A 21,919-nucleotide genomic window follows, 5' to 3' on the forward strand; every position below is an offset into this window, starting at 1 on the left:
GTGAGTGGGTTCGTAAAGCGAAGACCGTCAAAGCTATGACGTCAAACGCAAGGCGGATTATCTTGCAAAAGGTGTCACTTGTACCAGCAGACTCTGCCCCCCTCCTTGAAATAGACGCCTGGCAATGACCGATGCGCAGTGCCGATTTCTCCAGGGAATCGACCAAATGCAGATTTCAGAGCGATCTGAACCGTGCTGATGCCTTGGGTTGCCCCGTGTCATGGCCCTATAATCGAGCCACTTTGTTTGTGGAGTCCGTTATGCCGAATCTACGTCTCGCCGATTTGACCGCCGAAATCGAAGCCAACGTACGCCGTGCGTTGCTCGAAGACATCGGCAGCGGCGACATCACCGCGCAGCTGATCCCGGCCGAACGCCTGGCCAAAGCCACCATCATTACCCGGGACGACGCTGTCATCAGCGGCACCGCCTGGGTCGATGCAGTTTTCCGACAGCTGGACCCGCGTGTCGCGGTGCATTGGCAGGTGCGCGACGGTGAACGGGTGAAACCGAATCAGGTGCTGTTCAACCTCGAAGGCCCGGCACGTTCGCTATTGACCGGCGAACGATGTGCACTGAATTTCCTGCAATTGCTCTCTGGCGTGGCCACACGTGCGCAATACCTGGCGGATTTCGTTGGCGGGACGCAGGTGAAGCTGCTCGATACCCGCAAAACCCTCCCGGGCCTGCGCCTGGCCCAGAAGTACGCCGTGACCTGTGGCGGCTGCCACAATCACCGCATCGGCCTGTATGACGCGTTCCTGATCAAGGAAAACCATATCGCCGCCTCCGGGGGCATCCCTGAAGCCATCAAGGCCGCGCACAAGATTGCCCCGGGCAAACCGGTAGAGATCGAAGTAGAAAGCCTGGATGAGCTGAAAGAGGCCCTGGCCGCCGGCGCAGACATCATCATGCTCGACGAACTGAGCCTGGATGATATGCGTGAAGCCGTTCGTCTGAACGCGGGCAAGGCGAAGCTGGAAGCCAGCGGTGGCATCAACGAAAGCACGCTGCTGCCCATCGCCGACACCGGGGTGGATTACATTTCGATTGGTGCGATGACCAAGGACGTAAAGGCGGTCGACCTGTCGATGCGACTGAGCCTCTGATCACAATGTGCTGCACTGTAGGAGCGAGCTTGCTCGCGATGGTCGTTAACGATAACGCGTGTTTATTGGCTAAACGCGGCGCTCTTGAGTCCATCGCGAGCAAGCTCGCTCCTACAGTAATATCGGCATTAGCCCTATTGAGGCTGGCGTTTTTTCAGACCACCAGATTGTTCATCTCGCAGTACTCTTCCCACTCGACACCCAGAACCTCGGCCGCCTCCCGGTGCAGAACCAGGCGCGCAGCCTCGAACTCTTCCGGGGTCGAGGTGTACTTGAGCGTCAGCTCCCAAGGCTGCAAGCCTTGCGATTCAGCCTCATCCTCGAACGCCCACTGGATCTGGTCTTTCTGATCGTCGGCACTCAGGTCCTTGATCTCATCGGCTAGCTGGGGCGAATCCAGCAAATACTTCTTGAGCGCTTCTTCGTGTCTGGCTTCTTGGGTCAATTCTTTAACGGTCATGGCGTTCTCTTTGATCTGGGGAATGGAAGATGGATCTGGATCATCAAGGATCTCTCTGACGCAAAAAAACCGTTTAAAGCCCGGTTTGTCTGGCCTTCAGAACCATTCGGGATCGTCTGAAAACAAGGTGTCGCTGGTGCCCGAGACAGGAATTGAACCTGCGACCTTCGCGTTACGAGTGCGCTGCTCTACCAACTGAGCTACACGGGCGGTGGGCTAAACCTAGCACTGACCGTAGAGTCAGGCAACTTTGCACGCCGTAAAATAAAAAGATCGCAGCCTGCGGCAGCTCCTACATAAAGACCGCGTGTAGGAGCTGCCGCAGGCTGCGATCTTTTGATCTTTCTGCAGACAGCAAAACGCCCCGAACCAGTCGGGGCGTTTCGTTGTTCAGCAGTCAGGCGCGGGGGTGATTAAACGCCCGAAGCCTTGGCTGCTGCTACGTCTTTGATGGACAGCTTGATACGGCCGCGGTTGTCCACGTCCAGTACCAGAACTTCCACTTCCTGGCCTTCTTTCAGGATGTCGGTCACTTTCTCAACACGAGCGTCGCTCAGCATCGAGATGTGTACCAGACCGTCTTTGCCAGGCAGGATGTTGACGAATGCGCCGAAGTCGACGATACGCTCAACCTTACCGACATAGATTTTGCCGATTTCTGCTTCTGCGGTGATGCCCAGAACGCGCTGGCGTGCTGCTTCAGCCGCTTCCTTGGTTTCGCCGAAGATCTTGATCGAACCGTCGTCTTCGATGTCGATCGAAGCCTTGGTCTCTTCACAGATCGCACGAATGGTCGCGCCGCCTTTACCGATGACATCACGGATTTTGTCGGTGTCGATTTTCATCGCGATCATGGTCGGAGCATTTTCCGACAGTTCGGTACGGGACTGACCAATGATCTGGTTCATCTGACCGAGGATGTTCAGGCGCGCTTCCAGGGCTTGGCCCAGAGCGATTTCCATGATTTCTTCGGTGATGCCTTTGATCTTGATGTCCATCTGCAGCGCGGTAACACCTTTGGCGGTACCGGCTACTTTGAAGTCCATATCGCCCAAGTGATCTTCGTCACCCAGGATGTCGGTCAGGATGGCGAACTTCTCGCCTTCTTTAACCAGACCCATGGCGATACCGGCAACCGGTGCCTTCATCGGAACGCCAGCGTCCATCAGCGCCAGGGAAGCGCCGCAAACGGAAGCCATGGAGCTCGAACCGTTGGACTCGGTGATTTCCGACACAACACGAATGGTGTACGGGAACACGTCGGCAGCAGGCAGCATGGCTGCAATCGAACGACGGGCCAGACGGCCGTGACCGATTTCGCGACGACCAGCACCACCCATGCGACCACACTCACCTACCGAGAACGGAGGGAAGTTGTAGTGCAGCATGAACGGGTCTTTTTTCTCGCCTTCCAGGGTGTCCAGCAGTTGTGCGTCACGGGCGGTGCCCAGTGTTGCAACAACCAGAGCCTGGGTTTCGCCACGGGTGAACAGTGCCGAACCGTGGGTCTTAGGCAGAACACCGACTTCGATGTTCAAAGGACGTACGGTCTTGGTGTCGCGGCCGTCGATACGTGGCTTGCCGTTCACAATGTTTTCGCGAACGGTGCGGTATTCGATTTCGCCGAATGCTGCTTTGACTTCACTGGAAGAAGGCTGGCCTTCTTCGCCGGACAGCTTGGCAACAACCTGGTCTTTCAGCTCACCCAGGCGAGCGTAACGGTCGGCCTTGATGGTGATGGTGTAAGCCTGGGAGATCGCGTCGCCGAACTCGGCACGGATAGCGCCCAGCAGAGCGGTGGCTTCTGGCTGTGGAGCCCAGGCCCAAGTTGGCTTGGCAGCTTCGGCAGCCAGTTCTTTAACAGCGTTGATCACAACCTGGAACTCGTCGTGAGCAAACAGTACCGCGCCCAGCATCTGGTCTTCGGTCAGCTCTTTGGCTTCCGATTCAACCATCAACACGGCTTCCGAAGTACCGGCAACGACCATGTCCAGGCTCGAAGCTTTCTGTTGTTCGTAAGTCGGGTTCAGCAAGTAGCCGGTGCTTTCGTGGAACGCAACGCGGGCAGCGCCGATCGGGCCATCGAAAGGAATGCCGGAGATTGCCAGGGCGGCCGAGGTACCGATCATCGCAGCGATGTCCGGATCGGTCTTCTTGCTGGTGGAAACGACGGTGCAGACAACCTGCACTTCGTTCATGAAGCCTTCTGGGAACAGCGGACGGATCGGACGGTCAATCAGTCGGGAAGTCAGGGTTTCTTTCTCGGAAGGACGGCCTTCGCGCTTGAAGAAACCGCCAGGGATCTTACCGGCAGCGTAAGTTTTTTCCTGGTAGTGAACGGACAGAGGGAAGAACCCCTTGCCTGGATCGGCTTGTTTGGCACCGACTACGGTCACCAATACGCTGACGTCGTCGTCAACGGTGACCAATACTGCGCCGGAGGCCTGACGGGCGATACGGCCAGTCTCGAGGGTAACGGTCGACTGACCGAACTGGAATTTTTTGATTACCGGGTTCACGGTGTCCTACCTTCTTTTGTGGCTCTTGGGGAACTTGTCTTCTTGCGAAATTCTTGGGCAATGTCGGGAATCGGCCCAACGCCTGTCCAGGGTAAAACGACTATCCAGATAAAACTTGAGGCTGGGAGCCTGTCATGCGCCAGCGGGAAACCCACTGACGTACGACAGACAACCAACCTCTAGCGCAATCGCTTATTAGCGACGCAGACCCAGGCGAGCGATCAGAGCGCTGTAACGGCTCACGTCCTTGCCTTTCAGGTAGTCCAGCAGCTTACGACGCTGGTTTACCATGCGGATCAGACCACGACGGGAGTGGTGATCTTTACCGTTGGCCTTGAAGTGACCTTGCAGTTTGTTGATGTTGTGGGTCAGCAGTGCAACTTGCACTTCTGGCGAACCAGTGTCACCAACAGCTTGCTGGTAGTCAGCTACGATTTGAGCTTTTTCTTGAACGTCGAGAGCCATGAGGCAATCCTTTTATCAGGAAACTGTTTCAAAGAAACAGCTTCAACAGGCCAGGGACAAATCCCTGTATCTAAAAATGAGTAGTGACCGTGCCTGTTAACAGCCACCCTCGTCCGGTCATTCTGACCGAATCAGTCGACGCGGCGCGATGCGCCCGTCTTCGCTCACTTCACCGATACCGATGAAGCGACCGTTGTGATCCTGTACCCGTACCATGCCAAACTTCGGTGCATCCGGAGCCCGTACCGGTTGGCCGTTAAGCCAGTAGAACGAGCTGTGCTCCGAGAACTGCAACAGTGGCCAATCCAGCAGGCCGCTGTCGGATGGCATCAAGAAGCGGTCGACTGCTTCGTTGCCACCTTCGGCATGTACCGCTTCCAGCTCTTCAAGCGTGACAGTCTGCGCCAGTGTGAAAGGCCCGGCCTGGGTACGTCGCAATTCTGCGACGTAAGCGCCACAACCGAGTTGCTCACCAATATCCTCCACCAGGGTGCGGATATAGGTGCCTTTGCTGCAATCCACCGCAAGCCGCGCAGTATCACCTTCAAAGGCCAGCAATTCCAAGCGCGCAATAGTAACAGAACGCGGTTCACGCTCCACTACTTCGCCTGCACGGGCCAGCTTGTACAGCGGTTGGCCATCACGCTTGAGTGCCGAGTACATCGGCGGTATCTGACTGATTTGCCCACGAAAATTCGGCAACACAGCCTCAACATCGGCGCGACCAACGGTCACCGGGCGCTCCTGCAAAACCTCACCTTCGGCATCAGCCGTGGTGGTGGTCTTGCCCAGTTGCGCCAGGGTTTCATAAGCCTTGTCGGAATCGAGCAGGTACTGCGAGAACTTGGTGGCTTCACCGAAGCACAACGGCAGCACGCCGGTGGCCAGCGGATCGAGACTGCCGGTATGCCCGGCCTTCTCGGCGTTCAGCAACCAGCGGACCTTCTGCAACGCTGCGTTGGAGGTGAACCCCAGCGGTTTGTCGAGCAGGATGATACCGCTGACATTACGACGGATACGTTTGACCTGAGCCACCGATTACTCCTTGGTGTCTTCGGCTTCAGCCGCCACCGGGTGCTGATTGTCTTCAGCCACCGCACGCTCGATCAGGGCCGACAGGTGCGCACCACGCACGACGCTTTCGTCGTAGTGGAAGTGCAACTGTGGAACGCTGCGCAACTTCATCTCACGGGCCAACTGCATGCGCAGGAAACCGGCGGCGGAGTTGAGCACCTTGATGCTTTGCGCGATGTCTTCGGCGTTGTCCTGCCCCATCACGGTGATGAAAATCTTCGCGTGACCGACGTCACGGCTGACTTCAACAGCGGTAATGGTGACCAGGCCGACGCGCGGGTCTTTGACTTCACGACGGATCAGCTGTGCCAGCTCACGCTGCATCTGATCGCCGATACGTTGGGTACGGCTGTATTCTTTTGCCATGTCTTGTTACCTGTTACTGCCTCACGGTGAAACCCGTGGGGTCTGAAAGCGGCAAACGCCCGGCCTGACAAAAGCCAGACCGGGCGTTGCGTTTAGAGTCCGACTGATGCGCCGCGCACATGCGTGCGGCTGGCCATCACGGCTCTTGAAGTGCGCGAGTTAGAGGCTGCGAGCAACCTGAACCTTCTCGAAGACTTCGATCTTGTCACCGACTTTGACGTCGTTGTAGCTCTTCACGCCGATACCGCATTCCATGCCGGCACGTACTTCGGAAGCGTCATCCTTGAAGCGGCGCAGGGATTCCAGCTCGCCTTCGAAGATAACGATGTCTTCACGCAGTACACGGATTGGACGGTTACGGTGAACAACACCTTCGATAACCATGCAACCGGCGATCGCGCCGAACTTCGGCGAACGGAACACGTCACGCACTTCAGCGGTACCCAGGATGTTCTCGCGAACATCGCTGCCCAGCATACCGGTGAGGGCTTTCTTGACGTCTTCGATGATGTCGTAGATCACGTTGTAGTAACGCATATCCAGGCCTTCCTGCTCGACGATCTTGCGAGCGCCAGCATCGGCACGCACGTTGAAGCCGAACAGTACAGCGTTGGAGGCCAGTGCCAGGTTGGCGTCGGACTCGGTGATACCACCGACACCGCCACCGACAACACGCACTTGCACTTCGTCGTTACCCAGGCCGTTCAAGGCACCGTTCAACGCTTCCAGCGAACCACGGACGTCCGATTTGAGGACGATGTTAAGCGTCTTCTTCTCTTCCTGACCCATGTTCTCGAAGATGTTTTCAAGCTTGCCAGCGTGAGCACGGGCCAGTTTGACTTCGCGGAACTTGCCTTGACGGAACAGAGCCACTTCACGGGCTTTCTTCTCGTCGGCAACCACGCTCATCTCGTCGCCAGCATCCGGAGTACCGTCCAGGCCGAGGATCTCGACAGGGATGGAAGGACCGGCTTCTTTAATTGGCTTGCCGTTCTCGTCGAGCATGGCGCGAACGCGGCCATAGTTCGAACCGACCAGCACCATGTCGCCTTGACGCAGGGTACCGTCTTGAACCAGAACGGTTGCAACCGGACCACGACCTTTGTCGAGACGCGATTCAACCACAACGCCACGGCCAGGAGCCGAAGGTGTCGCTTTCAGTTCGAGAACTTCGGCTTGCAGCAGGACAGCTTCGAGCAACTCGTCCACACCAGTACCGACTTTCGCCGAAACCGATACGAACGGGGTGTCGCCGCCCCACTCTTCCGAGGTCACGCCGTGAACCGACAGTTCGCTACGGATGCGATCGAGATCGGCGCCCGGCTTGTCGATTTTGTTCACTGCAACAACCAGCGGAACACCGGCAGCCTTGGCGTGCTGAACGGCTTCAATGGTCTGCGGCATGACGCCGTCGTCCGCTGCAACCACCAGGATCACGATGTCGGTCGCCTTGGCACCACGGGCACGCATGGCGGTAAACGCGGCGTGACCAGGGGTGTCGAGGAACGTAACCATACCGCGGTCAGTTTCAACGTGGTACGCACCGATGTGCTGGGTGATACCACCGGCTTCGCCAGCAGCTACCTTGGCACGACGGATGTAGTCGAGCAGCGAGGTTTTACCGTGGTCAACGTGGCCCATTACGGTCACGACTGGTGCACGGGAGAACGACTCACCTTCAAACTTCAGGGACTCGGCCAGGGAATCTTCCAGGGCGGTGTCGCTGACCAGGGTCACTTTGTGGCCCAGCTCTTCGGCAACCAGTTGAGCAGTTTCCTGATCCAGAACCTGGTTGATGGTCGCTGGGGTACCCAGTTTGAACATGAACTTGATGATTTCAGCAGCCTTGACCGACATCTGCTGGGCGAGATCGCCAACAGTGATGGTCTCGCCGATCTTCACTTCGCGCACTACAGGGCCGGTTGGGCTCTGGAAACCGTGAGCGTTGCGTTTCTTCAGCTTGGCCTTGCCGCGACCACCACGACGGAAGCCATCGCTTTCTTCGTCGGTAGTACGTGGCGCAACCCGTGGAGCAGGCGCTTTCTCTTTGACCGAAGCACGATGCGGAGCGTTTTTGCGCTCACCATCGCCACTGCCACGACGATTGTTATCGTCGGCACGTGGTTTGTCCGGACGGCGCTGTTCGTTCTGCTTGCGAGCATCGGCAGACGGTGCTGGTGCAGCGGCCATAACCGGCGCGCTTTCACGCACTGGTTCGGCAACCGCAGCAGGCGCTACGACAGCGTCGTTAGTCGCGGTTTGCGCAGCAGCAGGCTGACGACGCGCTTCTTCTTCGGCGCGACGCTTGGCTTCTTCTTCAGCCTTCTGACGAGCAGCATTTTCTACTGCGCGACGTTCGTCCAGTTCGCGTTTGCGCTCGGCTTCGATTTCTTCCGGGCTGCGCTGTACGAAAACTTTCTTTTTACGGACTTCAACGCTGATGCTTTTGCTGCCAGCAACACGCAGGGTGCTGGTGGTTTTACGCTGCAGCGTGATCTTGCGTGGTTCTTCCACTTTCGCCTTGTGGCTGCTTTTCAAGTGAGTCAGCAAAGATTGCTTCTCACTGTCAGTCACATGTTCTTCGGCGGCGGTGTGCGGCAGACCTGCCTCACGCATCTGCTGCAACAGGCGCTCTACCGGTGTTTTGACCTCATCGGCCAGTTGTTTCACCGTGACTTGCGTCATGCACTTCTCTCCTCAGGCCGCGCCTAATTACTCGAACCAGTGGGCTCGGGCGGCCATGATCAACTTGCCGGCACGATCATCGTCAATGCCGTCGATGTCGAGCAGGTCGTCAATAGACTGCTCGGCCAGGTCTTCGCGGGTAATTACGCCGCGCACCGCCAGTTCCATCGCCAAATCCTTGTCCATGCCCTCAAGCGAGAGCAGGTCTTCGGCCGGATGGGCGTCTGCCAGCTTTTCCTCAGTAGCGATGGCTTTGGTCAACAAACGATCCTTGGCACGAGCACGAAGCTCGTTGACGGTTTCTTCGTCAAAGCCGTCGATGTTGAGCATTTCTTCCAACGGTACGTAGGCAATCTCTTCCAGGCTGGTGAAGCCTTCATCTACCAGCACCTGTGCCAGGTCTTCGTCGACTTCCAGCTCGTCGATGAAGTTGCGCAGGATGTCGCCGGTTTCTGCTTGCTGCTTAGCCTGGATGTCCGATTCGGTCATCACGTTCAGGGTCCAACCCGTCAACTGGCTAGCCAGACGCACGTTCTGACCACCACGACCGATGGCCTGAGCCAGATTGTCTGCGCCAACGGCGATGTCCATTGCATGGGCATCTTCGTCAACGATAATTGCCGCCACTTCAGCCGGCGACATTGCATTGATCACAAACTGAGCCGGGTTGTCGTCCCACAGGACGATGTCCACACGCTCGCCGCCCAATTCGCCGGACACTGCCTGGACGCGCGAACCGCGCATACCGATGCAAGCGCCTTGCGGATCAATGCGTTTGTCCTTGGAACGGACCGCGATCTTGGCGCGCGAACCCGGGTCACGGGAGGCCGCCATTACTTCGATCAGGCCTTCAGCGATTTCCGGCACTTCGATGCGGAACAACTCGATCAGCATTTCCGGCGCGGTACGCGACAGGATCAGCTGCGGGCCGCGGTTCTCGGTGCGGATTTCCTTGAGCAGCGCACGCAGACGCACGCCAACCCGGAAGGTTTCGCGAGAAATGATGTCTTCACGAGCCAGCAACGCCTCGGCGTTGTTGCCCAGATCGACGATCACGTTGTCGCGGGTCACTTTCTTCACGGTGCCGGAGATGATTTCCCCCAGGCGCTCGCGATAGGCATCAACGACTTGAGCACGCTCGGCTTCGCGAACTTTCTGCACGATGACTTGCTTGGCAGTCTGTGCAGCGATGCGGCCGAACTCGATGGATTCGATCTTTTCTTCGACTACATCACCGACCTGGGCGCCAGGATGCGTTTCGGCAACCTTGCTCGGCCAGGTTTCGATGGCCGGATCGTCCAGGTCTGCTTCTTCGACGACCGTCCAGCGACGGAATGTCTCGTAAGCACCGGTGTGGCGATTGATTTCCACACGCAGATCGACTTCGTCCTCGAAACGTTTTTTGGTAGCAGTGGCCAGGGCCAGCTCCAGCGCTTCAAAAATTACGTTTGCCGGTACGCCCTTTTCATTGGATACCGACTCAACAACCAGCAGTACTTCTTTGCTCATCGTACGCCTCGCCTTTCGCAAGCCATTGGATCCGCGGGATCCGCGTCTCAGTCAAAACTGGGAATAATGTTGGCCTTGTCGATCATATCGATCGGCAACAGGAACTCATGGTCTTCAACCTGCACCACGACGTCCTGCTCTTCTACACCGCGCAGAAGGCCCTGAAAGTTGCGTCGTCCTTCAAAAGGCGAGCGCAGCTTGATCTTCACTTGTTCACCGGCAAATTTTGCAAACTGCTCAATAGTGAACAGTGGGCGTTCCATGCCAGGCGAGGAAACTTCAAGGGTGTATTCAACGGCGATTGGATCTTCAACATCCAGGACACCACTGATCTGACGACTGACGATGGCACAATCGTCCACCAGCACGCCGCCCTCTTTATCAATATAAACGCGCAACATTGAGTGGCGACCTTGAGCCGAAAACTCAATACCCCAGCATTCATAGCCTAGGGCCACGACCACCGGGGCCAGCAAGGCCTGCAACTCTTCTAGCTTGCTCGACACCTGAACCCCCTCGTGCATGTATGTGCATGCTGTGCAAAATAAAAAAATGGGCGAAACGCCCATCCTTGAAACGCCGTTGAATAGCGGCGTTGAAAGTGTCCAGCTAACAAAAAGCCCCTTAAAAGGGGCTCCTTAAACTGGTTGCGGGGGCCGGATTTGAACCGACGACCTTCGGGTTATGAGCCCGACGAGCTACCAGACTGCTCCACCCCGCGACAAAGCTGGGGCGGAAGTATACGACCGATCCCTAACAGGGTCAATGTAACCTTCCACCTACAAGAAAGCCCGCAACAGCGGGCTCTCCTGATAATTGGTACCGAGAAGGGGACTCGAACCCCTACACCCTATGGGCACAACCACCTCAAGGTTGCGTGTCTACCAATTCCACCACCTCGGCAATACTACGCTTGAAACCCTTCTTACTTTTGCTCTTGAGCTGGAGGTACGTCAGTCGCTGGAGAAGCCGACTTTTGCTCTTGAAGCACCGGTACATCATCAGAAGCCGGTTTTTGCTTTGGAACTTCCAACACTGCCGGGTTTGGCAAACCTACTTGAGTCAGCTGGTGAGCCTTCTCTTTAGCAAAGTAACCTAACCCTAAGCTGGTTATGAAGAAACCGGCGGCAAGTATAGCAGTAAACTTACTAAGAAAGGTAGAGGAACCTTGGCTTCCGAACACAGTATTTGAAGCACCTGCTCCGAAAGACGCGCCAGCATCCGCACCTTTACCCTGCTGCAGCAATACCAGAGCAACTACGCCCAACGCACCCAGCAGATGAAAAACGACTACGACTGTTTCCAGCATTTTTTCAGTTTCCCGCGGCGCGACAAATCGCACCGAACTCATCTGCATTCAGGGACGCCCCACCAATGAGCCCCCCATCGATATCCGGCATGCCGAACAGTTCGACCGCATTGGCCGCCTTCACGCTGCCGCCGTATAGAAGCCGCACACCTTGCGCGACCTCAGAATTCTCTGCCGCCAACTGAGCGCGAATGGCTGCATGCACATCCTGCGCCTGTTGCGGCGAAGCAGTCAGCCCGGTACCAATGGCCCAGACCGGCTCGTAAGCGATTACTGCCTTTGCAAACGCACCAACACCCAGCTCCTCTATGATACTGCCTAGCTGACGCGAGACAACCTCAAGAGTTTTTCCGGCTTCGCGCTGCTCAAGGGTTTCCCCTATGCACAACACCGGAATCAAGCCACATGCCTGTGCCGCTGCGAACTTGCGATTCAGCATACCGTCTCGCTCGCCCATAATCTGGCGGCGTTCGGAGTGCCCGACAAGCACAAGGGAACAGCCTGCATCCACCAACTGACTCGGCGCAACCTCACCGGTCAAGGCGCCTTGCATGGATTCCACCGCAGAATTCTGCGCGCCGACCAAAATCGACTTTCCTTTCAAACCATCAATCACTTGATTGATATGCAAGCAAGGCGGGAACACCGCAACATCAACACCGCTCGGCAAGGCCAAATGACTAAGGCCGTTGATCAGCTCAGCGACGCTGGCGCGGGTACCGTGCATCTTCCAGTTACCAGCTACCATAGGGCGACGCATGCTGTACCTCGTCGGTCAAAGTGGGCGCAGATGTTACCCAACACAATGGTGGCTGGCAAGCCGAAATCAGACAGAAACTTCAGTAACCAGATTTGCCAGCTCTTCGGCATAGCCGCGAACCTGTGTTTCGTCTTCGCCTTCAACCATTACGCGCACCAATGGCTCCGTCCCGGACTTGCGCAACAACACGCGTCCACGACCGGCCATCGCCTTGGTAACACGCTCGCTAGCCTCTTTAACCAATGGATGATCGAGCGGGCTCGCCCCCCCTCCAAAACGCACGTTGATCAACACCTGAGGGCATTTGCGCAGCGCCTGACGGGCTTGCGCCAGCCCTTCGGAGCGGGTCTTGAGCGCCATCAGCACTTGCAGCGCCGCGATGATCGCATCACCGGTAGTGGTGTGATGGAAGCAGACGATATGTCCCGAGTTCTCGCCACCGACCATCCAGTTGCGCTCAAGCAGATCAGCGATCACATAGCGGTCGCCCACATTGGCACGCACAAATGGAATCGATAGATCGGCAAGGGCCAGCTCAAGCCCCAGGTTACTCATGAGCGTACCCACCACGCCGCCCTGCAACTTATCGTGCTCGTGCAGATCGCGAGCAATGATGAACAACAGTTCGTCACCATCGACGACAGTGCCCGTGTGATCGACCATCAGAACCCGATCACCATCACCATCAAACGCGATCCCCAGATCGGCATGCTCAGCCAACACGGCAGCTTGCAACTGAGCCATGTGGGTCGAACCGCAATTTTCGTTGATGTTCAGACCGTTTGGTTGCGCGGACAGCACGACAACATCGGCGCCCAGCTCACGAAACACACTAGGCGCGACTTTGTAGACCGCGCCATGAGCGCAGTCGACCACGATCTTCAGGCCGGCGAAGTTGGTGCCTGTCGGCACACTGCTCTTGCAGAATTCAATGTAACGCCCCGAGGCGTCGTTGATTCGCGACACTTTGCCAATCTTGCTCGACTCAACCACGGTCATCGGGGTGTCGAGCAATTCCTCGATCATCAGCTCGATTTCATCTGGAAGCTTGGTGCCCTTCCCGGAGAAAAACTTGATGCCGTTGTCATCGTGCGGATTGTGCGAGGCGCTGATTACGATTCCGGCTTCCGCATGGAATGTACGCGTCAGGTAGGCGATGGCCGGCGTCGGCATCGGCCCCAGGAGCATTACGTCAGCGCCCGCCGACGTCAGCCCTGCCTCGAGCGCCGACTCGAACATGTATCCGGAAATCCGGGTGTCCTTGCCCACCAGTACTTTGCACGCGCCCATTTTGCGGAACGCCATGCCGGCGGCCCAGCCGAGCTTGAGCATGAAGTCAGGAGTAATCGGGTATTCACCAACCCGACCACGAATGCCGTCAGTACCAAAGTATTTCTTAGTCATAAGCGCTCCATCATTTTTATTCGGATGATTGTACTGCGGCGATCATCCTCACCACATCGACTGTTTCGGCTACATCGTGGACGCGCAATATACGCGCCCCCTTGAACGACGCCAGCGCTGCGAGCGCAAGACCGCCATACAGACGCTCTCCGACCGCGCGATTCAATGCCTGGCCGATCATGCTCTTTCGCGAAACCCCGACCAATAGAGGCCGCCCCAAGGCATGCAAGGCTTCCATATGCTTGAACAGGCTTAGATTGTGCTGCAGGGTTTTCGCGAAGCCGAAGCCAGGATCAAGGATGATCCGCTCGGCAGGAATCCCCACGGACGCACACTGAGCCATGCGACCGGCGAGAAACTCGCCCACTTCTTTCGTAACGTCCTGATACTGCGGATTGTCCTGCATGTCACCCGGCTCGCCGAGCATATGCATCAAGCAGACCGGCAGACCCGTGGCCGCGGCCGCATCCAGAGCACCATCGCGCTGCAGTGAACGAACATCATTGATCAACCCCGCCCCTAGTCGTGCGGTTTCACGCATGACAGCCGGCGTGGAAGTATCGACCGAAATGATCACATCCAGCTCGCGATGAATGCGCTCAACGATGGGGGCTACGCGCTCCAGCTCTTCCAGTGGCGAAACCGCCCTGGCACCCGGCCGGGTCGACTCACCACCGACATCAATCAGCGTCGCGCCGGCCAGCACCATTGCTTCGGCGTGGCGCAGGGCCGCATCGAGCTGGCTGTATTGGCCGCCATCAGAGAAGGAGTCAGGAGTGACATTAAGAATGCCCATGACATGCGTCTGGGCCAAATCAAGAACCCGGTTGCCGCAAGGCAACCGGGTCGAGGACTGAACAAAAGTCATTTCAAACCTTAGACGTCAGCAGCCGGGCCGCCGATAGGTGTCTCCGGACGCTCATCCTGCACCGCCGGAGGTGTTCCGGAAGTACCGGTGCTGTCTCCTGACCAGTCGCGAGGCTCGCGAGGTGTACGACCAGCCATGATGTCGTCGATCTGATCGGCATCGATCGTTTCGTACTTCATCAAGGCATCAGCCATTGCATCGAGCTTGTCACGGTTATCCGTGAGGATCTGCTTGGCCGTGCCGTAGCACTGATCAATGATGCTGCGCACCTCGGAGTCGATCAGCTTGGCTGTCTCGCCGGAGAAGCTTGCACCCTGACCGCCACCGCCGCGACCGAGGAACACTTCGCCCTCGTCTTCGGCGTACATCAACGGACCGAGTTTTTCCGACAGGCCCCATTTGGTCACCATGTTCCGCGCAATCTGGCTGGCACGCATGATGTCGTTGGACGCACCGGTGGTCACGCCATCGAAGCCCAGAGTCATTTCTTCAGCAATACGACCGCCGTACAACGAACAGATCTGGCTGATCAGCGCACGCTTGGACAGACTGTAGCGATCTTCTTCCGGAAGGAACATGGTCACACCCAACGCACGACCGCGCGGGATGATTGACACCTTGTAGACCGGATCATGCTCAGGCACCACGCGACCAACAATAGCGTGGCCTGCTTCGTGATAAGCAGTGTTCTGCTTCTCTTTCTCGGACATGACCATGGATTTGCGTTCGGCGCCCATCATGATCTTGTCTTTGGCCAACTCGAACTCTTTCATTTCGACGATACGCTTGCCGGTACGGGCAGCGAACAACGAAGCCTCGTTCACCAGGTTGGCCAGATCGGCACCAGAGAAACCAGGAGTACCACGAGCGATCACCGCCGGAGCGACGTCGTCACCCATTGGCACTTTGCGCATGTGAACTTTGAGAATTTGCTCGCGACCACGAATATCCGGCAGACCGACGACAACCTGACGGTCGAAACGGCCCGGACGCAGTAATGCCGGGTCCAGTACGTCTGGACGGTTGGTTGCGGCGATGACGATGATGCCGTCATTCATTTCGAAGCCGTCCATCTCTACCAGCAACTGGTTGAGAGTCTGTTCGCGCTCGTCGTGACCGCCACCCATGCCGGCACCCCGATGACGACCGACAGCGTCAATTTCATCGATGAAAATGATGCATGGCGCGTGTTTCTTGGCCTGTTCAAACATGTCACGAACACGGCTCGCACCGACACCGACGAACATTTCGACGAAATCGGAACCGGAAATGGTGAAGAACGGTACTTTGGCTTCGCCGGCAATCGCTTTGGCCAGCAAGGTTTTACCGGTACCTGGAGGACCCACCATCAGCACGCCGCGAGGAATACGACCGCCCAGGCGCTGGAACTTGCCCGGATCGCGCAGAAACTCGACCAACTCACCGACTTCTTCCTTGGCTTCGTCGCAACCGGCAACGTCACCCAGGGTAGTTTTGACCTGATCTTCGGAAAGCAGGCGTGCCTTGCTCTTGCCGAAGCTCATCGGCCCGCCCTTGCCCCCGGCACCGCCCTGCATCTGCCGCATGAAAAACATGAAAACGGCGATGATCACCAGGATCGGGAAGCTTGCGACCAGGAGTTGAGTCCAGATGCTTTGCTGTTCAGGCTGCTTGCCTTCGACTACGACGTGGTTATCCACGAGATCGCCGATCAGACCGTTATCCTGGATTGCAGGACGAATGGTCTTGAAGCTGTCGCCATCGTTGCGTTTGCCGGTAATCACGTAGCCGTCAACCGCTACGCGCTCGACCTTGCCATCCTTAACTTGCTGGATGAAGTCGGAATAGTTGAGGGTCTGCGGCTCGTTAGGGCTGGAGAAGTTGTTCATCACCGTCACCAGGACAGCCGCGATGATCAACCACAGGATCAGATTCTTTGCCATATCGTTCAATTAACTACCCTCTGAAGCAAGCTCCGCTAATGGCGCGCGCTTCGCATGATATTCACCGGCCTAACTTACTACATTACCTACGGCTCTGGCAGGCGCCGTCTGTAACCCTTTGTGAAACACTTTCTACACAATATTCGCTAAAGCTCACGGGGCGAAATACGAAAAACCTATCACCCCGGTCGAAAAACCTCTTATTCCTCACTGCGCCCGCGGAAACCACGACCCAGCAAGTACTGCTCACGGGAGCGATCGCGCGACGATTTCGGCTTGCGCGTCGTGACCTTCTCGAACTGCTTGCGCACGCTCTTGTGGTATTCGTCGAAACCTTCACCTTGGAAGATCTTGATCAAAAAGTCACCACCGGGCTTCAGCACCCGAGTCGCAAGATCCAGCGCCAACTCGCAAAGGAACATCGATCTCGGCATATCAACAGAAGCCAGTCCACTCATATTGGGGGCCATATCGGAAATCACAAGGTCCACTTCCTTATTTCCGACCGCCTCAAGGATTTGTGCCAGCACAGCGTCCTCGGTGAAGTCGCCCTGAATGAAGGTCACATCAGGGATGCTGTCCATTTCCAGGATGTCGGAAGCAATCAGCGTCCCTTGCCCGCCAATCAGACGACTGGTCACCTGGGACCAGCCACCCGGCGCGGCGCCGAGGTCGATCACGCTCATGCCTGGGCGGATCAGGCGATCTCTTTCCTGGATCTCCAGCAGCTTGTAGCTGGCGCGGGAGCGATACCCGTCCTTTTGCGCCATTTTGACGAATGGATCGTTGAAATGTTCTTGCAGCCACTTAAGGCTTGTCTTGGAACGGGCCACGGGCCACCTCGAAAATAAAACGGGTCGTGATTAACTGGGCGGTCCCGGACTCGCTCGGGTAAACTGGCCGCCGCTTTTTACAAGATCAGACGCAGGGGTCAGATTATGCCGCTCACTCAAGAGCAGAAGAAACAGTACAAATCCATTGGCCACCATCTGAAACCAGTTTTGATTGTGGCTGACAACGGTTTGACTGAAGGTGTGTTAGCCGAACTTGAACGCGCGCTGGCGGATCACGAGCTGATTAAAATCAAACTCAATATCCTCGATCGCGAATCGCGCCTGGCGTCCATTGCAGAACTCTGCAAGGTCGGCAAAGCGGATCTGGTTCAGGTCATCGGCAAGATGGCACTGATTTACCGCAAGAACTTCAGCGTCAACAAGCAGCTGTCGAACGTCCATCGATTCAAGTGATGGCAAGGGTCAAGGGTGTGCTTCGCGCACCCTGCCGCTCCATCCCGGCACCGGCTGCAACACCAGTACCAGCCCGGAAAAGCCCAGAACAAGATAGCTGAACGCTTCCCAGCGCACTGCATCCGGCCAACCGAAGCGCACGACGAAATACATCGCGCACGCGTACAGCGCCATCATCAGCAGTTGCCCGCGAATATCCCGCCATAGACTGGCAAGGCCCTCGGCCTGAACCAGCACCAAAGCCTGAAAAATCACACACGCCGTGGCGAATCCCACCATCAGCGCATCCAGCATGCCTTCGATTTCGTCGATCAGCAGCGGCGCCAGACCAATTTTTCCCAGCGCCGGCAGCAGACCTATATGCAACAGCCACAGGCCACCAACCCACAGCATCTGGGTCAGCTGCCAAAGCATGGCGCCCGCACGTAGCGGGCGCCTTCTTTCAGATGTGGCGGACTTCGACAATCTCGTACTCGATAACGCCACCAGGCGTTTTGACCGCTACCACATCGCCCTCTTCCTTGGCGATCAGTGCGCGAGCCAGTGGCGAACCCACTGAAATCTTGCCCAGTTTGAAGTCAGCCTCGTCCTCACCCACGATGTGGTAAGTGACGGTTTCGTCGGTTTCGACGTTGGCGATTTCAACGGTGGTACCGAAAATTACTTTGCCGGTATGAGGAATGGTCGTGACATCAATGATCACCGCATTCTGCATGCGGCCTTCGATGTCACGGATCCGCGCCTCGACCATCCCCTGCTGCTCGCGAGCAGCGTGGTATTCAGCGTTTTCCTTCAAATCACCCAACTCGCGGGCCGTACCGATGTCCTGGCTGAGCTTCGGACGAACGACCTTGGTCAGGTGAGCGTGTTCTTCTTCCAGGGCCTTGGCACCCTGGACGGTCATTGGGTATTTGATCATGCCTTCAATCCTGCGTGTAGATCCTGCAAGCGGCGCACGGTCTTCTCGGGACCGAACTTCAGCGCTTCGCAGATGGCTTCGCCAGCAGCAATGGTGGTGGTGCAGTAGATCTTGTGCTGCAAGGCATTACGACGAATGGAGTACGAATCAGCGATCGACTGACGACCTTCGGTGGTGTTGATGATCAGCGTGACTTCGTCATTCTTGATCATGTCGACCACGTGCGGACGACCTTCGGTCACCTTGTTCACACGACGCACTTTCAGGCCGGCGGCCTCGATCATCTTGGCAGTGCCAGCAGTGGCAACGACTTCGAAGCCCAAGTTGATCAGATCACGAGCCACGCCTGCAACCAGCGGCTTGTCGTCGTCACGCACGCTGATGAACGCGGTACCGCCGGTCGGCAGCACTTCGCTGGCGCCCATCTGAGCCTTGGCGAACGCTTCGCCGAAGGTGTCGCCCACGCCCATGACTTCACCGGTGGACTTCATCTCCGGGCCCAGGATCGGGTCCACACCAGGGAACTTGGCGAACGGGAACACCGCCTCTTTCACACTGTAGAAGTTAGGAATGATTTCTTTGGTGAAGCCGATTTCCTTCAGGGTTTTACCGGCCATGACGCGAGCCGCGATCATTGCCAGGGAAACACCGATGCACTTGGACACGAACGGTACGGTACGGGACGCGCGCGGGTTGACTTCGATGACGTAGATGTCTTCGCCCTGCAGCGCCAACTGAACGTTCATCAGGCCGACAACGCCCAGCTCCAGGGCCATTTTCTTGACCTGTTCGCGCATTTCGTCCTGGATATGGCCAGGCAGCGAGTACGGCGGCAGGGAGCACGCGGAGTCACCGGAGTGAACACCGGCTTGCTCGATGTGCTGCATGATTGCGCCGATCACCACGTCGGTACCGTCGCAAACTGCATCCACGTCCATTTCGATGGCGCAGTTGAGGAAGTGGTCAAGCAGCACCGGGCTGTCGTTGGACACTTTCACCGCGTCGCGCAAGTAGCGCTTGAGCTCTTCTTCTTCGTAAACGATTTCCATCGCTCGGCCGCCCAGTACGTAGGACGGGCGAACCACCAGCGGGTAACCGATTTTGCTGGCAGCGCGAATCGCTTCGTCTTCGCTGCGCACAGTGGCGTTTGGCGGCTGACGCAGGTTCAGACGCTCAACCATCTGCTGGAAGCGCTCACGGTCTTCCGCACGGTCGATGGCGTCAGGGCTGGTGCCGATGATCGGCACGCCGGCTTCTTCCAGGGCACGTGCCAGTTTCAGCGGGGTTTGGCCGCCGTACTGGACGATCACGCCTTTCGGCTTCTCGACGCGGACGATTTCCAGCACGTCTTCCAGGGTTACCGGCTCGAAGTACAGGCGATCGGAGGTGTCGTAGTCGGTGGATACGGTTTCCGGGTTGCAGTTGACCATGATGGTCTCGTACCCGTCTTCGCGCAGTGCCAGTGCCGCGTGTACGCAGCAGTAGTCGAACTCGATGCCTTGGCCGATACGGTTAGGACCGCCGCCCAGGATCATGATCTTGTCGCGACCCGACGGCGCGGCTTCGCACTCTTCCTCGTACGTCGAGTAGAGGTAAGCGGTGTCAGTGGCGAACTCGGCCGCGCAGGTGTCAACGCGCTTGTAGACCGGGAACACTTCGAGCTTGTGACGGTGGCGACGCAGGCTCTTCTCGGTGACGCCCAGCAATTTGGCCAGACGCATGTCGGAGAAGCCTTTGCGCTTGAGCTTGAACATCATGTCGCGGTCGATGCTGGCCAGACCCAGGGTCTTGACCTTCTCTTCTTCCTTGATCAGATCTTCGATCTGCACCAGGAACCACGGGTCGATCATGTTCATGCCGAAGATATCTTCGACCGACAGACCGGCGCGGAAGGCGTCAGCCACGTACCAGATGCGCTCGGCGCCCGGCACGGTCAGTTCGCGCTTGAGCACGCTCATGCTTTCCGGGTTGCTCAGGTCAAGCTTCTCGTCCAGACCGCAAACGCCCACTTCCAGACCGCGCAGCGCTTTCTGCAAGGACTCCTGGAAAGTGCGGCCGATGGCCATGACTTCACCGACCGACTTCATTTGAGTGGTCAGGCGTGCGTCGGCTTTCGGGAATTTCTCGAAGGCGAAGCGCGGCAGCTTGGTGACGACGTAGTCGATGGACGGCTCGAAAGACGCAGGAGTAGCGCCGCCGGTGATTTCGTTCTGCAGCTCGTCCAGGGTGTAGCCGATCGCCAGCTTGGCAGCGATACGCGCGATCGGGAAACCAGTGGCTTTCGAGGCCAGTGCCGAAGAGCGGGATACACGCGGGTTCATCTCGATCACGACCATACGGCCGGTGTCCGGGCAGATGCCGAACTGAACGTTGGAGCCGCCGGTTTCAACGCCGATCTCACGCAGTACCGCCAGGGAGGCGTTACGCATGATCTGGTATTCCTTGTCCGTCAGGGTTTGTGCCGGAGCCACGGTGATCGAGTCACCGGTGTGCACGCCCATTGGATCAAAGTTTTCGATCGAGCAAACGATGATGCAGTTGTCCTTCTTATCGCGGACAACCTCCATCTCGTATTCTTTCCAGCCGATCAGGGATTCGTCGATCAGCAGCTCTTTGGTCGGCGACAAGTCGAGACCGCGGGCGCAGATTTCTTCGAACTCTTCACGGTTGTAAGCGATACCGCCACCGGTGCCGCCCATGGTGAAGGACGGACGGATGATGCACGGGAAGCCGAGCTTTTCGAGGACCGCGTTGGCCTCTTCCATGCTGTGGGCGATACCGGAGCGCGGGCAATCCAGGCCGATGGATTTCATCGCCTTGTCGAAGCGCGAACGGTCTTCAGCCTTGTCGATGGTGTCAGCGTTGGCGCCGATCATCTCTACGCCGAACTTTTCCAGAACGCCTTCGCGCTCCAGGTCCAGTGCGCAGTTCAGAGCAGTCTGGCCACCCATGGTTGGCAGCAGCGCGTCCGGACGCTCTTTCTCGATGATCTTGGCAACGGTCTGCCACTTGATCGGCTCGATGTAGGTCGCGTCGGCCATGTCCGGATCGGTCATGATGGTGGCCGGGTTGGAGTTCACCAGGATGACGCGGTAACCCTCTTCGCGCAGGGCTTTGCACGCCTGGGCGCCGGAGTAGTCGAATTCGCAGGCCTGGCCGATTACGATCGGGCCAGCGCCGAGAATCAGGATGCTTTTAATGTCTGTACGTTTTGGCATGGGTTTGTCACTCAAATCCGCAGGTCAGTCGGCAAGCCGTCTTGTTCAATCTTTGAAGCCTTGAGGGGGCCACCGGTTGCGGGAC

At 57.4% G+C, this 21,919-nt stretch carries 19 protein-coding genes and 3 tRNA genes; 2 read left to right on the plus strand and 20 right to left on the minus strand.

Annotated features, from left to right (window positions below):
• Window positions 1-260: 260 nt before the first annotated feature.
• Complete coding sequence (gene nadC / locus JFU37_RS08775; protein WP_201114929.1) at window positions 261-1,109, plus strand: carboxylating nicotinate-nucleotide diphosphorylase; 849 nt, start codon at window positions 261-263, stop codon at window positions 1,107-1,109.
• Window positions 1,110-1,263: 154 nt separating this feature from the next.
• Here the strand turns inward: nadC and JFU37_RS08780 are convergent, their stop codons facing one another.
• From JFU37_RS08780 to rlmE, 17 genes are all read right to left on the minus strand, one after another.
• The gene (locus JFU37_RS08780; RefSeq protein ID WP_201114930.1) at window positions 1,264-1,569 is read right to left on the minus strand and encodes a DUF6388 family protein; all 306 of its coding nucleotides are present in this window, start codon (window positions 1,567-1,569) and stop codon (window positions 1,264-1,266) included.
• A gap of 134 nt (window positions 1,570-1,703) precedes the next feature.
• Window positions 1,704-1,779: transfer RNA gene (locus tag JFU37_RS08785), tRNA-Thr, on the minus strand.
• Between the two features lie 203 nt (window positions 1,780-1,982).
• Entirely contained in the window at window positions 1,983-4,088 is a 2,106-nt protein-coding gene (gene pnp / locus JFU37_RS08790) for a polyribonucleotide nucleotidyltransferase (protein ID WP_201114931.1), read from the minus strand.
• Window positions 4,089-4,283: 195 nt separating this feature from the next.
• Entirely contained in the window at window positions 4,284-4,553 is a 270-nt protein-coding gene (gene rpsO, locus JFU37_RS08795; RefSeq protein WP_003197723.1) for a 30S ribosomal protein S15, read from the minus strand.
• Window positions 4,554-4,670: 117 nt separating this feature from the next.
• Entirely contained in the window at window positions 4,671-5,588 is a 918-nt protein-coding gene (gene truB / locus JFU37_RS08800; RefSeq protein ID WP_201114932.1) for a tRNA pseudouridine(55) synthase TruB, read from the minus strand.
• Between the two features lie 3 nt (window positions 5,589-5,591).
• Window positions 5,592-5,993: a 30S ribosome-binding factor RbfA gene (gene rbfA, locus JFU37_RS08805; protein ID WP_008149016.1), complete on the minus strand. Its 402-nt coding sequence runs from the start codon at window positions 5,991-5,993 to the stop codon at window positions 5,592-5,594.
• Between the two features lie 159 nt (window positions 5,994-6,152).
• The gene (gene infB, locus JFU37_RS08810; protein ID WP_201114933.1) at window positions 6,153-8,678 is read right to left on the minus strand and encodes a translation initiation factor IF-2; all 2,526 of its coding nucleotides are present in this window, start codon (window positions 8,676-8,678) and stop codon (window positions 6,153-6,155) included.
• 27 nt (window positions 8,679-8,705) lie between these two features.
• The gene (gene nusA / locus JFU37_RS08815; RefSeq protein WP_008024459.1) at window positions 8,706-10,187 is read right to left on the minus strand and encodes a transcription termination factor NusA; all 1,482 of its coding nucleotides are present in this window, start codon (window positions 10,185-10,187) and stop codon (window positions 8,706-8,708) included.
• Window positions 10,188-10,234: 47 nt separating this feature from the next.
• On the minus strand, window positions 10,235-10,693 hold the full coding sequence (rimP, locus tag JFU37_RS08820; protein WP_010463487.1) for a ribosome maturation factor RimP: 459 nt from the start codon (window positions 10,691-10,693) through the stop codon (window positions 10,235-10,237).
• 138 nt (window positions 10,694-10,831) lie between these two features.
• Window positions 10,832-10,908: transfer RNA gene (locus JFU37_RS08825), tRNA-Met, on the minus strand.
• Window positions 10,909-11,004: 96 nt separating this feature from the next.
• Window positions 11,005-11,090: transfer RNA gene (locus JFU37_RS08830), tRNA-Leu, on the minus strand.
• Window positions 11,091-11,112: 22 nt separating this feature from the next.
• Window positions 11,113-11,496, minus strand: a complete 384-nt coding sequence (gene secG / locus JFU37_RS08835; RefSeq protein WP_201114934.1) for a preprotein translocase subunit SecG — start codon at window positions 11,494-11,496, stop codon at window positions 11,113-11,115.
• Between the two features lie 4 nt (window positions 11,497-11,500).
• Window positions 11,501-12,256 carry a triose-phosphate isomerase gene (gene tpiA / locus JFU37_RS08840; RefSeq protein ID WP_201114935.1) on the minus strand — a complete coding sequence of 252 codons (756 nt, stop codon included), beginning with the start codon at window positions 12,254-12,256 and terminating at the stop codon, window positions 11,501-11,503.
• 66 nt (window positions 12,257-12,322) lie between these two features.
• Window positions 12,323-13,660, minus strand: coding sequence for a phosphoglucosamine mutase (gene glmM / locus JFU37_RS08845; protein ID WP_201114936.1), 1,338 nt, complete (start codon window positions 13,658-13,660; stop codon window positions 12,323-12,325).
• Between the two features lie 16 nt (window positions 13,661-13,676).
• A complete protein-coding gene (gene folP / locus JFU37_RS08850) occupies window positions 13,677-14,528 on the minus strand; it encodes a dihydropteroate synthase (RefSeq protein WP_201114937.1) in 852 nt (283 codons plus the stop codon).
• 8 nt (window positions 14,529-14,536) lie between these two features.
• The gene (gene ftsH / locus JFU37_RS08855; protein WP_201114938.1) at window positions 14,537-16,450 is read right to left on the minus strand and encodes an ATP-dependent zinc metalloprotease FtsH; all 1,914 of its coding nucleotides are present in this window, start codon (window positions 16,448-16,450) and stop codon (window positions 14,537-14,539) included.
• A gap of 200 nt (window positions 16,451-16,650) precedes the next feature.
• Window positions 16,651-17,283: a 23S rRNA (uridine(2552)-2'-O)-methyltransferase RlmE gene (gene rlmE, locus JFU37_RS08860; protein ID WP_201114939.1), complete on the minus strand. Its 633-nt coding sequence runs from the start codon at window positions 17,281-17,283 to the stop codon at window positions 16,651-16,653.
• A gap of 105 nt (window positions 17,284-17,388) precedes the next feature.
• On the opposite strand from rlmE, the gene JFU37_RS08865 reads away from it, so the two are divergent.
• Entirely contained in the window at window positions 17,389-17,697 is a 309-nt protein-coding gene (locus tag JFU37_RS08865; RefSeq protein WP_007942889.1) for a YhbY family RNA-binding protein, read from the plus strand.
• Window positions 17,698-17,706: 9 nt separating this feature from the next.
• Here the strand turns inward: JFU37_RS08865 and JFU37_RS08870 are convergent, their stop codons facing one another.
• Genes JFU37_RS08870 through carB form a run of 3 tightly spaced genes read right to left on the minus strand, consistent with a single transcriptional unit; the run spans window position 17,707 to window position 21,834 of the window.
• Window positions 17,707-18,111, minus strand: a complete 405-nt coding sequence (locus JFU37_RS08870; RefSeq protein ID WP_201114940.1) for an MFS transporter — start codon at window positions 18,109-18,111, stop codon at window positions 17,707-17,709.
• 28 nt (window positions 18,112-18,139) lie between these two features.
• A complete protein-coding gene (greA, locus tag JFU37_RS08875) occupies window positions 18,140-18,616 on the minus strand; it encodes a transcription elongation factor GreA (protein ID WP_201114941.1) in 477 nt (158 codons plus the stop codon).
• Window positions 18,613-21,834: a carbamoyl-phosphate synthase large subunit gene (gene carB / locus JFU37_RS08880; RefSeq protein WP_201114942.1), complete on the minus strand. Its 3,222-nt coding sequence runs from the start codon at window positions 21,832-21,834 to the stop codon at window positions 18,613-18,615. The genes greA and carB overlap by 4 nt, the downstream gene beginning before the upstream one ends.
• Window positions 21,835-21,919: the final 85 nt, after the last annotated feature.

Origin of the sequence: Pseudomonas sp. TH41 (assembly GCF_016650695.1) — a bacterium.
Classification (GTDB): domain Bacteria; phylum Pseudomonadota; class Gammaproteobacteria; order Pseudomonadales; family Pseudomonadaceae; genus Aquipseudomonas.